This window comes from Streptomyces sp. NBC_01669 (genome assembly GCF_026339735.1).
GTDB lineage: Bacteria > Actinomycetota > Actinomycetes > Streptomycetales > Streptomycetaceae > Streptomyces > Streptomyces yanii.
Genome location: NZ_JAPEQG010000001.1, coordinates 7,104,074 through 7,117,610 on the forward strand (window position 1 = coordinate 7,104,074; position 13,537 = coordinate 7,117,610).

The following is a 13,537-nucleotide window of genomic DNA, read 5'->3' on the forward strand; positions in this document are numbered from 1 at the left end:
TAGGGGTGCGACAGGCGCCGCCGGCGCCGGAACTGGGGACGGGCGCAATGCGGCGAAGCATTGGGCGGTACGAGCTCACGCACGAGCTGGGCCGGGGAGGCATGGGCGTCGTATGGGCGGCGCGCGACCGCGACAACGGGCGTGAAGTGGCCGTCAAGCTCCTCGCCCCACGGGGGTACGGCTCCGAACTCACGACCTTGGAGCGCCGGTTTCTGCGGGAGGCACGCCTCACCAGCCGCCTGAACCATCCCGGTATCCCCGTCGTGTACGACCACGGCAGTGACGACGGAGAGCTGTACCTCGTCATGGAACTCGTCCTGGGCCGTGCGCTGGACGCGGTGCTCAAGGACGAAGGAACGCTGGACGTGGAACGAGCCGCAGGCGTGGCACAGGGTGTCGCCGACGTCCTGGCGTACGCACACGGTCAAGGCGTCGTGCACCGCGACCTCAAGCCGTCGAACCTGATGATCACGCCCTCCGGCGAGATCAAAGTCCTGGACTTCGGTGTCGCAGCTGCCCTGGAGCCTCACCCCGGCGAGACCCGCTTCACTGCCGCCAACGCCACACCCGGCACCGTTGTCTACATGGCACCTGAACAAGCTGTCGGCAGAACCGTGCCCGCGAGTGACCTCTACTCACTCGGCTGCGTCCTGTACGAACTGCTTGCGGGGAAGCCACCGTTCACGGACGGCAGCCTCTTCATGCTGTACCACCAGCATGCGAACGAACCCGTGCCACCGCTCTCGGGTCACCGCCCCGACATACCCACCGGCCTGAAGAAACTGGTGGCAGGCCTGCTCGAAAAGAAGCCGGAGGACCGGCCCGGTTCGGCGGCCGAGGTGCGTGCGCTGCTTGCCGCCTGGGTTCCCGCTCCGGCCGAGACGGGCCTTACCCATCCGCGGCTGGCCGAAGTCGCGGCCCTCCGCCGCTCCGGCTGCCCCGCCCGCGCGCTGGAGGAATATCAGGAACTCCTCGCCGCCCCCGGTCTCGGACGCGCGGACTTCCTCGCCGCCCGAGTCGGGGCCGCCCTGTGTGATGGAGCGCTCGGCCGCACCCGCGAGGCCCTCGACGAGCTGAAGTCCGTCCTCGCTGAGCAGCGCAGCCTCCTTGGACCGGCGGACGCCGCCGTGCTGGACACGCGCTACGAGATCGCGGTCCTTCTCGTACGCACGGGAGAGCGCCATGCTGCGGTGGAGCTGCTGCGCCGCCTGGCCGACGACGAGGAGCGCATCCTGGCCGCGGAGGACCCGCGGTGCGGGCGTTCGCGCGCCCTGCTGAAGCGGCTCGACCGCATGGCCTGACGGTTACTCGGGGTTCGGCTTGACGGCCACTCAACTTCCATGGCTGTTATCTCTGTTCACAGGGAAAAGTGGATGTTACGCTGCGATCGCGCCGTTCGGGTGCGGGGCCGACATGGTCTACGGACGGCAGCAGCAATGCGGATCGAGGGGAACACTGCCGATGTCGACAGCAGCCCAGCGCGAGAGCGGGCGGACCAGTACCGAGGAGCTTCCGGAAGAGGGGAAGCTTGTCGAGGTGCGCGGCCAGTCCTGGGTCGTCGCCCGCGTCGAGCCGTCCCCGGCTGCGAGCGAGAGCGACAAGCGCAGAGCCGCCACCCTCGTCCACCTCCAGTCCGTCGCCGACGGCCGCTTCGGCGACACCCTCTCCGTCATCTGGGAGGTCGAGCCCGGCCGCCGCGTGCTGCCCGCAGGTTCCCTCCCGAACGCTGCCACCGGCCAGTACGACTCTCCGTCCCGCCTCGCCGCGTTCCTCGATGCCGTCCGCTGGTCCGCCGTGGCCTCCGCCGACGGAAAGACTCTCCAGGCACCCTTCCGTTCCGGCGTCGCCGTCGAGCCGTACCAGCTGGAGCCGGTCTCCCGCGCCGTCGGCGCCCCCCGCGTCAACCTGCTCCTCGCCGACGACGTCGGCCTCGGCAAGACCGTCGAGGCGGGGCTCGTTGCCCAGGAGCTGCTACTGCGCGGCCGGGCCCGGCGCATCATGGTCGTCTGTCCCGCGGGGCTCACCCTCAAGTGGCGCGACGAGATGGCGGAGAAGTTCGGCCTGGACTTCACCATCGTCAACTCCGAACACTGCGCCCGGCTCCGCCGCACCCATGGCACCGCGGCCAACCCGTTCCGTGTGCACCCGCTGACCATCGTGTCCCTGCCCTGGCTGCGCGGCACGAAGGCCCAGCGCCTCCTCGACGAGGTCATCGGCGCCCCCGAGGAGAGCAGCAACGGCGACCACAAGCGGTTCTTCGACCTGCTCGTCCTCGACGAGGCCCACCACGTCGCCCCGTCCGCCCCCAAGCAGGTCTACGCCGTCGACTCCCAGCAGACGAAGCTGATCCGGCGCCTCGTCCCGCACTTCGAGCACCGTCTCTTCCTCTCCGCCACGCCGCACAACGGCTACCCCGAGTCGTACACCGCGCTCCTGGAGCTGATCGACGACCAGCGCTTCGCCCGGGGCATGGACCCCGACAAGGAAGCGCTGAAGGACACCGTCGTACGCCGGCTCAAGGCCTCGGTCACCAACGCCGACGGCACGCCCCGCTTCCGTACGCGAAAGACCGAACAGCTCGCCGTCGCCTACACGGACGCTGAACGCGAGATCCACGGACTGCTCAGCTCGTTCGCCGATCTGCGCCGCAAGAAGCTCGTCCCGACCGCCCGCGGTGGCCGCCGCGCCGCCGACTTGGTGACGCTGCTGCTGAAGAAGCGTCTCTTCTCCTCCCCGGCCGCCTTCCTCCACACGGTCCGCGTCTACCTGTCCCACCTGGAGGACACGGGCTCCCGTACGCGTACGGCGGCGGCCGAAGTCCCCGACTGGCTCGACGACTTCGCGGACATGGTCGCGGACCTGGACGACCTGGGCCTTGTCGACGCCGAGGACGCGGCTCTCACCCGCTCCACGTCCCTCACCCCCGCCGAGGACAACCAGGAACTCGACCTGCTGCAGCGCATGGAGCGCTGGGCGGTCACCCACGAGGCCGCCGCGGACTCCAAGGCCGACGTCCTCATCCGTACGCTCAAGGCCATCTGCCGCACCTCCGACGGCAAGCACTGGACAGGCGAGCGCATCGTCGTCTTCACCGAGTACCGCGACACCCTGGACTGGCTCCTCACCCTGCTCCGCCAGGAAAAGCTCACCGACGAAGGCCGCGTAGCGGTCCTCCACGGCGGTCTCACCGCCGAGGACCGCGAGCGCATCCGCCTCGGCTTCCAGGCCGATCCGTCCACCGACGAGGGCGCGGTGCGCATCCTGCTCGCCACCGACGCGGCCGGCGAGGGCATCGACCTGCAGAACCACTGCCACCGTCTGATCAATTACGACATACCCTTCAACCCCAACAAGCTCGAGCAGCGAATAGGCCGCATCGACCGTTGGGGTCAGCGCAACGACCCGCAGATATCCCACTTCATCGGCTCCGGATGGCAGCAGGCCCAGGCCGGATCGTACGAAGCGGACCTGGAGTTCCTGTCCCGCGTAGCGAAGAAGGTCGCGCGCATGGAACAGGACCTCGGCTCGGTCAACGCCGTCATCGCCGAGGCCGTCCAGCGCCGTATGACCGGCGACACGATGCCCGTCGACATCGAGAACGCCAAGCCCCGCACCATCCAGGGCCGCCGCACGGGCGGCGAGGTCGCCCCCGAGCAGAACGTCACCGCCCAGTCCAAGCGCCTGGCCGACCAGTACGACGAGACCGTCTCCACGCTCGGCCTCACCCCGGCCAACATCAAGCGCGTCGTCGACACCGCCCTCGCCCTGGACCACCAGCCGCCCCTGGCCCCCGACCGCACCCTCGCCGAGGACTTCGAACCAGGCCAGCTGTACGAGGTCCCGCCCCTGTCCGGCACCTGGGAACGAGCGACCCGTGGCCTCGCCCACAAGCTGCGCGAGGACGAACAGCGCCCCATCACCTTCGACGCCGCCGTCGCCGCCAAGGGCCGCGAGGACGTCGTCCTCACCCACCTCAAGCACCCGCTGGTCGCCCTCTCCACGCGCCTGCTGACCGCCGCCGTCTGGAACGCCGACTCCGTCGGCCTGCACCGAGTCACCGCCGTCGTCAGCGACGACCCGGCCATCACCACCACCCTCGTCTCCGCGTACGCCCGGTACGTCCTCGTCGGTAACGACGGCACCCGCCTCCACGAGGAAGTCGTTCACGCCGGCGGCTGGTTCGGCGACACAGGCCGCTTCCGCCGCTGGGAGTCCGTACGCACCCAGGGGGCCGTCCTCGCGAAGGCGCTCACCGAAGGTACCGAGGCGGCCCCACACCTCAGGCAGGAACTCACCACGGCCTGGGAGAAGCTGGCCAAGCCGCTCAACACCTCCCTCGAAGCCCGCGCCCGCGAGCGAGGCGACAGCCTGGAGCGAGCGCTCGCCGAGCGGCAGGCCGAGGAAGAACGCCGCATCACCGCGACCCTCGGCCGCTTCGAAGCCACCTTGCGCGCCAAGCTCAAGGAGGAGGGCGACGGCTCCAGCGAACAGTTCGCCCTCTTCAGCCGGCACGACATCACCGCCGCCGAACGCCGTCAGTACGACGACGACCGGGCCCGCTGGCAGCAGCGCCTCGACGGCCTGCCCGCCGAACGCGAACGGGAACTCGCCGCCATCGCAGCCCGCTACCGCGACCCGCGCGCCCACCTCTTCCCCGTCGCCGTCGTGTTCGTGATCCCCGCAAAGGAAGCCCGTCGATGAGCCCTCGCCCCGTCTCCCGTGGTCTCGCCGCAGCCAAGGCCCAAGCGCTTGACGGCCGCCGTCAGCACCAGGAATGGCTCGACCTCACCGAGGTCTCCGGCCCGTTCCTCACCATGCCGGTCCTCCGCCAGGCATGGCCGCAGCTCGACACCCTGGAGAAGGACGAACGGGCCCGTCTGCGCGCCCGTCACGCCGACTGGCAGAACGACACCACCGCGGGCCGCGACGAGTGGGTCGCCTACGTCCTGCGCTCCCTCCTCGGCTGGGGCGACGCACTCACGCTGCGCCAGGGCGAGTCCGACGACCTCGGACTCGACCGCCTCACCCTCCACGTCCCGGAACACGGCGCCGTCCTGTGCCCCGACTTTGCCCTTGTCGAACCGGGTACTGACCTCGCTACCGAACCCAACACCGCGGCCGCCGCCAAACGCGTACGTCTTCTCGGCACGACCGTGCCCGCCGGAACCGTCCCCACCTCCCGCGCCGCCGCGGGCGGCGACTGGGCGGCGGCCCCAGCCGACCGCCTCGCCCGGCTGCTGCGCCACCACGACATCCCGCTCGGCCTGGTCACCGACGGCCGCTGGTGGTGCCTGGTCTGGGCGCCCATCGGCGGCGTCACGACCACCGCCGTCTTCGACACCATCGGCTGGAACGAGGCCGCCGAACGCAACGTCGTCCGCGCCTTCGTCTCCCTCCTGCGCCGCCGCCGCTTCTTCGAGTACGAGGAGGCCGAGACACTGGTCGGCCTGCTCAAGGCCAGCCTGGCCGCGGGCGAGGATGTCACCGAAGCACTCGGCATCCAGGTCCGCCAAGCCGTCGAACTCCTCGTCGACGCCATAGGGCGAGCCGACGTCCGCGCGATGGACGCGGGCGCACCGGGCCTGCACGCATCGGGCGTCGCGGCAGGTGAGGTCTACCGGGGCGCGGTCGCCGTCATGATGCGTGTCGTCTTCCTCCTGTACGCGGAGGAGCGCGGCCTGCTCCCGGCGGACAACGAGGTGTACGCGACGGCATACTCCGCCCGCTTCCTGCGCGCCGAACTCAAGGCCCGCGCCGACGCGGACGGCGAGAGCGCCCTGGAACACACCACCTCCGCCTGGCACCGCCTGATAGCCCTCTTCCACGCGGTGTACGGAGGAGTCGACCACCCCGAGCTGCAGCTGCCCGCGTACGACGGCTCGATCTTCGCCCCCGACACGTACGCCTGGCTCGAACTCACCACCCCGCTCCTCCCGATCGACGACCGCACCGTCCTGCACATGCTCCAGTCGGTGCAGGAGGTCCGCGTCGGCACGGGCAAGAACGCCGAAGTCCGCACCCTGAGCTTCCGCGCCCTGGACGTCGAGCAGATCGGTTACGTGTACGAGGGCCTGCTCTCGTACGGCGGCGAGCGTGCGGTCGAGGACATGGTCGGACTGATCGGTCCGGAGGGTCTTGAACACGAGGTGCCGTTGCGCGAGCTGGAGTTGCTGGCCGCGAAGCCCGGTGGGTCGGTCAAGTCCCTCGCCAAAGCGATCCACGACAAGTGGAACGACCCGAAGCCCCCGGCGAGCGCGGCCAAGCTGGAGAAGCTGCTTGCCCCCGCCAAGGACGGGGTGGAGGCCCGCAGGCAGTTGAACGCCGTGACGAAGGACGCGGCCCTGAGCGAACGCCTGTTGCCATTCTTCGACATCCTGCGCCGGGACCTCCGTGACCTGCCGATGGTCATCCCGAACGGTTCGCTGTACGTCACCGAGTCTACGCTCCGCAAGAACACTGGCACGCACTACACGCCCCGCTTTCTGGCCGAGGACGTCGTCCGGCACGCGCTGGAACCCCTGGTCTACGAGCCGGGCCCGCTGCAGACGTCGGACACGGGGGAGTGGCGGCTCAAGTCGCCCGAACAGATCCTGAAGCTGAAGGTCGCGGACATCGCTATGGGCTCGGCGGCCTTCCTGGTCGCAGCCTGCCGTTACCTGGGCGACCGCCTGATCGAGGCATGGGAGAACGAGGGCCGCACGGACGCGATGACGTACCGGGCGGGCCGGGCGGTGGACGCGGTGACGGCTGCGGACGCGGAGCAGGACCCGGTGGTCGTCGAATCGCGTCGCCAAATAATTGAGCACTGCCTGTACGGGGTGGACATCAACCCGATGGCAGTGGAGATGGCCAAGCTGTCGCTGTGGCTGGTTTCGATGGACCCGACTCGCCCATTCACGTTCCTGGACGACCGGCTGGTGGCGGGGGACTCGCTGCTGGGCGTGCACAGCATGGAGCAGCTGCAGTCGGTGCATTTGAAGCCGCAGCAGCAGTCCGACGTACTGGCCGAGCAGGCGCGGCAGTTGGTGGACCAGCTGACGCATGAGCGCCTGGCGATCACGGCGATCAAGGGCGTGGACCTGCCCGCGCTTCAGCGGAAGCGCGCGGGTCTTGCGGAGGTCAACCGCCACTCGCGGCGGCTGCGCCTGGTAGGCGACCTGATCGCGGGGGCCGCGCTGGCGACGTGCGCGTCGGGCCGCGTGGAGTGGTACGCGCCGGACGGCGGCGACCGGGTCAAGGACCTGTTCCCGCAGGCGGCGTGGATCGTGGAGACGATCGTCGCGGACGGCGTCGAGGACGACTCGGACGTGGTGCGCGAGGCGCGGGCCACGGCGGAGGAATGGCTGGCGGCGGAACTGCCGGAGGGGGGACTGGAACAGCGGCCGGTGCATTGGCCGTTGGTGTTTCCAGAGGTGTTTTCGCTGGGGGGCGGGTTTGATGCGATTTTGGGCAACCCGCCATTTCTGGGCGGCAGGAAACTCACCGGGGTGTTCGGAGAGGCATACCGAGAGTTTCTAGTGAGATATCTTGCAGGAGGAAAGCGGGGTAGCGCGGACTTGGTGGCTTATTTCGAGCTCCGCGCACATGAGCTGCTTAACAGAAATGGTCAGTCAGGACTGATCGCCACGAACACGCTCGCGCAGGGTGAGACACGTGATGTGGGCCTAGATCAACTAACGGCCGCAGGAGTAGTAATCCGACGGGCTATCAAGAGCGCGCCCTGGCCTTCGAATTCTGCGGTGCTGGAGTACTGCGCAGTTTGGACAAGTAAGACACCCGTGGCGGCAGAGGGGGTGACGATGTTGGGCGGGGTTATCGCGCCAAACGGCATATCGACATCGTTGAATCCGGCGACACGAGAGACCTCGTGGGCCGAGCCGTTGGAGGTAAATGCCGATGTATCGTTCCAGGGTGCAATCGTGCTAGGGCTCGGCTTCACTCTGCCCGAAGCGGAAGCTCGTGCTTGGATCGGAGAGAACGAGCGGTATGCGGATGTGCTCTTCCCCTATCTTAATGGTCAGGACGTCAACAATCGTCCGGATCACGGAACGGACCGGTGGGTCGTCAACTTTCATAATTGGCCGCTAGAAAAAGCTCGGCTGTACGAGAGGGCTTACGATCAGATTGAGCGAGAGGTAAAGCCTGAGCGCCAGCGTCGGGATGCGTCAGGAAGTTACGTGCTTCGTAAGCCGCTTCCCCAGCGGTACTGGCACTATGCAGACAAGCGACCCGCATTGACTGCGGCTCTTTCATCGCTTCAACGTTGTATCGTGATTACACTGAGCAGTGCTACACAGATTCCGGTCATGGTTCCAATCGGATCAGTGTTCTCGCACATGCTGGTCGTCATTCCTAGCGACGACTTTGCCCAGCTTGGACTCCGGACTAGTGCGGTGCAGTATTGGTGGACGGCCGAAAGGTGTTCCAGTCTTAAGTCTGATCTGCGCTTCACGCCATCCGACGCGGTAAGGCCTTTGGTTCAACCGCCACTCACCGAGCGTCTACGAAACGCTGGTACTCACCTTGACTCCTACCGCCGCGAACTGATGATCCGCCGCAACGCTGGTCTAACAAGCACCTACAACCTGGTCCACAACTGCGACTGCCACGACGAAGACATCGTCGAGCTCCGCCGCATCCACGAGGAGATCGACCGCGCCACCGTCGAGGCATACGGCTGGTTCGACCTGCTGGACGACTCCGGGCAGACCCCGCACGCGGACCCGACCCACGAAACGTTCCCTCTCGACCACGGCTTCCACGAGACCGACCAGGGCACCCGCTACACCATCGGCCTTCTCGCCCGGACCGAGATCATCGACCGGCTGCGCCAGCTGAACCACCAGGCGTACGCCGACGAGGTCCACCTCGGCCTGCACAAGAAGCCGGCGAAGCACCCGGACATGCCGAAGCCCTCCGCCGATGCCATCCGGAAGCGCAAGGAGCAGCTGGCAGCGCGAGGCGGTTCGGATTTCGGTGAGGGCGCTGAGGGCGCCCTCTTCTGAGGGCTTTGCCGACCCAACTCAAAAAATTCCGTATGGCCAACCAGATCTTCTGCCGTTCGAGCTTCTAACCCTCGGTCGAAACTGTCGGGCATGCCACTCTCTGGCCAGTCGTAGCCACATTGCTCTCTCGGGGGTTAGTCGGTTTGCACCTCTGTCTTTAGAGGCGCTAGGACATATTGGAGCGGCGGTTGGGAATTGGGCGAAAGCGCGGCTCAAGCGGCGATCGCACCGCGTGGCCGGGCGATGGGCGGAAGGTCGCGGGGGCGAAGTCGCTCCCGGGGTGCTTCTGGGCGGGAAGGCTTCAGACGGCAGGGAATCGCGGGGCTCGTCCGCTGGCTGTCGGAGGTCACCGTCAAAATGTGGGGAAACAAGCCAGGACGACGAACGGAACCGCGGCATGGGCTACAAGAACGAAGCTGAGATCATGCAGGAGCTTGGGATCGAGTCCTGGAGGAACCTCTCCAAAGACAAGATGATCAGGTTCGCGGCAATGATGCCTGACATGGACACAGAGGTGGCTCTAAAGATCGTTGAGCAGTTCCCCGTGTTCAAGGAGTTCGCCATGGACACTGTGGATGCGATGGAGAAAGCGCATGAGTCCACGCTCTCGGCGAACAAGCAAAGCCAGGAATATGTACACCAGGCCTTCCAGGAGATCAGGGAAATCCTCAAGGGCGAACTCAGCAAGGGCGACCTGAGTTGGGAAGAGAAGAAGTTCCTCATCGAGAGGATCCAGGAAACTGGAAGGCTCGAGTTCCAGAAGGACAGTGAGAACAAGAAGTTCTTGGATGGGGTGCTCAAGAAGGTGGTGGTTGGCGCTGGTGCTGCACTGGCTCTAGGCGTGGTTTTTGTCGGCGGCAAGCTGATGGCAGAAAGTAAGGACAGCCCCGAAGACTCCCCGGAGGCTTGACCAAGTCTCTTCAGGTAAATAGGCGCGCTTTGGATGAGCTTGCGCGATCTGTGTGCTCGCCCATGTCACGCGCGGTGACGTGGGCGAGCACGTTGACGTGAGCGGTGTCCTATCCTTCAGTTTTGCTAGCCAAGGTAACGAACAATCCCCACGCACCCCGGCTGGCCCGTAGCACTGGTCCACCGCCCGCAACCTTCGAGTCCCGCACGAACACCGCGTCGCGTCCGCCAGCCACCTCCACGCAGTCGCCACCGTCCGACCCGCTGTAGCTGCTCTTGAACCAGCGCAGCTCGTCAACGTTTCCGGTTACCTGCTCCACGCTCATGTCTCTCCCACCAGCCGTTCGATGAGCCGCGCAGACGCCTCGACGTTCAGGGCCTGCGATCGCAGCTTGCCATACCGCAACCCGAACGAGCTGACCTCTGCCGGATCACCGACGACACACCCAACACCCTGTGACTCGAAGTAGCCGAGGTGCCGGAGTTCCTTCGTCTGAACCGTCACGAATGGCCCGTTCTTCCCAGGATGGAACCCCTGCCCGGCAGGCATGACCTGAACCTCTACGTTGCGCAACGTGCCTGCTTTCAGCAGGTGTTGCCATTGCGAGCGCATCACCTCGCCGTCGCCCACCGGGTCGCGCAGCGCCTCCTCCCCGATGATGAACGACAACTCCGCCAGCGGATCCCGCGTCAGCAGCTTCTGCCTGCTCAGTCGCGCCTCCGTGTGCCGGTCGATGATCTCCTCGCTGAACGGCGGGCAGTGGCCGCCGAACACGGCCCGTGCGTACGGCTCCGTCTGCAGCAGGCCCGGCACCAGTAGCGGGTCGTACGAGAAGCGGCTCAGCACCTCCGCCTCAATGAGGGCGAAGTTGCGGAAGAACTGCGGGAGCTTCGCCCGGTCCACATCGGCCTGGAGTACTTCCAGTACCCCGCCCGCAGCCAGCACCCGGTCCGCCGCGACGGTGAACGCCTCCTTCGCGGGTCGTCGCCCCTGCTCGACCGAGGCGACCTGTTCCAGGGAGTAGCCGATGGCATCTCCGAGTGCCTGCTGGTTCAACTCGGCCCGCTTGCACAGGTGCTGGAGAAGCTTGCCGTAGGCCACCCACACCCCTGGCAGCTCGCTGTCCTCCTTCGTCTTCGCCGCACGGCCGTTCCGCGTGTCCCGCATGTGCCCTCACGCCCTTCCGCTCACCCCACTGCGACTGGGCATGGTTCAACAGAAACGGCCATTCCTAGGACCAATACCGTTCAGTTAGTGGACCCGGATGGTGATGTGGGGGCTGTGTTTGGGCTGGGGCCAGTGTGCGTGGTGGGAGCGTTTCGCGGCCCATTTCAGGACCTTGCGTTTGACGACTCGCGGGTGTGAGCGTTTTCGGCGGGGTGGGTTGAGGTGTTGGGTGAGCCATCGGATGGCGTGACGCCATGCTGCGTCGGCCGTGTCAGCGCTCGGAGGGGGAAAATGCGCCCTGCGCGACTGAACGGCGGGCGATGCGGAGGGCCTTGACGAAGGAGACTCTGTCGGGGTCCTGGCCGGTGTGCGCGGCGGTGTCGGCCATCAGGGTGCGGATGGCGTAGTGGCAGCACAGGTGTCCCCAGATTTCTTGCTGGACAAGGTCGGGGGCTTTCGAGCGCAGTACCCCGCGGGGCCCGCGTTGATGGGTCTTCAGTTCGTCGAAGGTTGTCTCGATCTCCCATCGTTGGGCATAGACGGCTGCGAGGTCCTCGGCGCCGACGTCGGCCGGGTCGAGGATCGTGGTCAGCAGCCGGTATTCCTCGGGGTTGTCCCGGCCGTCATCGACCGTGTAGTCGATCACTCTGACTGTGAGCGGCTGCGTCGTGGCCCGGTTCGTGCCCGACGTCGGGACGATCCGGGCCAGCCAGGACCCATCGGCCAGTGTTTCCAGATGCCGGGGCCGCAGGTTCGTTTTCACTCGCCACAGAAGATCCGCGCCCGTGGCGGCGGCCTGCTGCCACAGACGGAACCCGTAGAAGCCCCGGTCGGCCAGGACCAGTTGGCCCAGCTCCAGCCGACCGACGAGCTGCCGGGACAACTCGATCTCCGACACGCTGCACGGGCCGGTGACAGCGTCGAAGACGGCATGAGTGCCGCATTCCGCCAATGCCACCAGGCGGGCCTGCGGAAACGCGGACTGCTCCCCCCGGCTGGAAGCCGGCCGCCCGAAGAATTCTGCGTTGGCTGCCGTGTCTGCCACATCCAGGCACGTCCCGTCGATCGCCACCAGACGACGCCCGGCCAGCCACGACCCCGGCGTGTCCGGCCCTGCCAGCGGACGCGCGACCCGCGCGAAGAGATCCCGCACCGGCTCGAACCCCAGACGAGCCCTGGCCTGAAAGATCGCCGACTTCGAGGGCGGCGTGAACGACTCCGACCACCCCGACGCCCACGACAGCCCATCCGTGAGCTGCGCGAACACATCCTCGTAGGAGCCATCCGAATACAGCGCCATCCCCATCGAGAAGTACGCCATCACCCGCGCGGGCAAGGACCGGTGACGCCGCTCAGTACGCCCCGCCTCCTCGATCACCGCGTCAACCACATCTGCGGGAAACACCCGCGTCAGCAACCCCACAGACACCAAATCCGACAACCGGACATCAGAAGACGGCTTCACCCAACCAGAACGTGGCATCCCCCCACAATAACCCAGAAGCACTTAACTGAACGGTATTGTTCCTAGGACACGCCCCCGGACCCGTACAACACCCGTACAAGCCCCGTACAGCGTTCGTCCGCGCCCCGGTCCACCCTCCGCCCAGGTGGCGCATCGCTGTCCCCTCGGGCGCCGAGTCTGGCGGCAAGGTGATGAACGGCACGACGCCGGGAGCGGTGGGAACTGGGAACTCCCGTCAGCGGGCCGAAGTAGCCACAAGCCAGTGCCACGATTCGTTTCGGTACGTGGTGCCGAACTCATGGACCATGACGAAGTCCTCCATCCACCGCCCACGGCCGTGGTACTTCGCCCTGCACGAGCAGGTGCAGTACGGTCCCTCGGCGTTCTTGCAGCGGGCGTTGCACCTCTCACTCGGCCTGTACTCGCGGCCCAGGATCAGATGCCTGTGACGCTTCAGGAGCCTGTTGGAAAGCGTCAAGAAGTGGCCCTTCGGCGCTGTCCAGCAATCGCGTTGCCCATCCCACATCGGCCGAGTGGCCGTCGGCATCATGGTGTTGATCGCAGCGAGGTGGCCCAAGGAAGTCGTGTTGGGCAGCCAGATGCGCACGTCGCCCGAAGCCGGGAGGGCGAGTGAGGCCAGGTGCCGCTGCTGCCAAGGGGGAAGCCAGTCCGGGGCGGGAAGCTCGTGGGTCGCCTCCGTCTGGTCGGCGGACGTGTCCTCAGAATCCGTGCCACGTACACCGCGTACGGGCTGTGCCCCTTCCCCCTTGCATCGGAGGTCGCTGTACGCGGTCAGGAGGTGAGCCGCCACGCGACCCGAGCGGGTCCGTCTGACGGGCTGCGCACAGTGTGGGCACAAGTACATATCGTATTCTTACAGCACCTGACGCGGCGGCGGACACCTCCGCGTCGCAGTCAGCCCGGACTCGAGTGGGACCAGCCCACCACTGGTACGACGGGCCAACTGGAATGCCGATGGAGTGCCTCGGC

At 66.8% G+C, this 13,537-nt stretch carries 7 protein-coding genes; 4 read left to right on the plus strand and 3 right to left on the minus strand.

Annotated elements, in window-relative coordinates; genetic code table 11:
• Nucleotides 1–47 precede the first annotated feature (47 nt).
• The 4 genes from OG972_RS31840 (at nt 48) to OG972_RS31855 (ending at nt 9,915) form a co-directional block, all read left to right on the plus strand.
• The gene (locus tag OG972_RS31840; RefSeq protein WP_266987358.1) at nt 48–1,301 is read left to right on the plus strand and encodes a serine/threonine-protein kinase; all 1,254 of its coding nucleotides are present in this window, start codon (nt 48–50) and stop codon (nt 1,299–1,301) included.
• A 160-nt stretch (nt 1,302–1,461) separates the two neighbouring features.
• Nucleotides 1,462–4,701: a DISARM system SNF2-like helicase DrmD gene (gene drmD, locus OG972_RS31845; protein WP_266987360.1), complete on the plus strand. Its 3,240-nt coding sequence runs from the start codon at nt 1,462–1,464 to the stop codon at nt 4,699–4,701.
• Complete coding sequence (locus OG972_RS31850) at nt 4,698–9,005, plus strand: DNA methyltransferase (protein ID WP_266987363.1); 4,308 nt, start codon at nt 4,698–4,700, stop codon at nt 9,003–9,005. The genes drmD and OG972_RS31850 overlap by 4 nt, the downstream gene beginning before the upstream one ends.
• Before the next feature lie 397 nt (nt 9,006–9,402).
• The gene (locus OG972_RS31855; RefSeq protein ID WP_266987365.1) at nt 9,403–9,915 is read left to right on the plus strand and encodes a hypothetical protein; all 513 of its coding nucleotides are present in this window, start codon (nt 9,403–9,405) and stop codon (nt 9,913–9,915) included.
• A 109-nt stretch (nt 9,916–10,024) separates the two neighbouring features.
• Here OG972_RS31855 and OG972_RS31860 read toward each other — a convergent pair whose 3' ends face one another.
• From OG972_RS31860 to OG972_RS31870, 3 genes are all read right to left on the minus strand, one after another.
• Nucleotides 10,025–10,240 (minus strand): DUF397 domain-containing protein, encoded by a 216-nt coding sequence (locus tag OG972_RS31860; protein WP_266987367.1) that lies wholly within the window; start codon nt 10,238–10,240, stop codon nt 10,025–10,027.
• The gene (locus OG972_RS31865) at nt 10,237–11,082 is read right to left on the minus strand and encodes a helix-turn-helix transcriptional regulator (RefSeq protein WP_266987369.1); all 846 of its coding nucleotides are present in this window, start codon (nt 11,080–11,082) and stop codon (nt 10,237–10,239) included. Before OG972_RS31865 ends, OG972_RS31860 begins: the two co-directional genes overlap by 4 nt.
• A 271-nt stretch (nt 11,083–11,353) precedes the next feature.
• Nucleotides 11,354–12,565: an IS4 family transposase gene (locus OG972_RS31870; RefSeq protein WP_266987371.1), complete on the minus strand. Its 1,212-nt coding sequence runs from the start codon at nt 12,563–12,565 to the stop codon at nt 11,354–11,356.
• Nucleotides 12,566–13,537 lie beyond the last annotated feature (972 nt).

Coding starts and splice junctions, on each gene's coding strand:
- OG972_RS31850 (WP_266987363.1), top strand. CDS start 4,698: ATGAGCCCTCGCCCCGTCTCCCGTGGTCTCGCCGCAGCCAAGGCCCAA.
- OG972_RS31840 (WP_266987358.1), top strand. CDS start 48: ATGCGGCGAAGCATTGGGCGGTACGAGCTCACGCACGAGCTGGGCCGG.
- OG972_RS31865 (WP_266987369.1), bottom strand. CDS start 11,082: ATGCGGGACACGCGGAACGGCCGTGCGGCGAAGACGAAGGAGGACAGC.
- drmD (WP_266987360.1), top strand. CDS start 1,462: ATGTCGACAGCAGCCCAGCGCGAGAGCGGGCGGACCAGTACCGAGGAG.
- OG972_RS31860 (WP_266987367.1), bottom strand. CDS start 10,240: ATGAGCGTGGAGCAGGTAACCGGAAACGTTGACGAGCTGCGCTGGTTC.
- OG972_RS31870 (WP_266987371.1), bottom strand. CDS start 12,565: ATGCCACGTTCTGGTTGGGTGAAGCCGTCTTCTGATGTCCGGTTGTCG.
- OG972_RS31855 (WP_266987365.1), top strand. CDS start 9,403: ATGGGCTACAAGAACGAAGCTGAGATCATGCAGGAGCTTGGGATCGAG.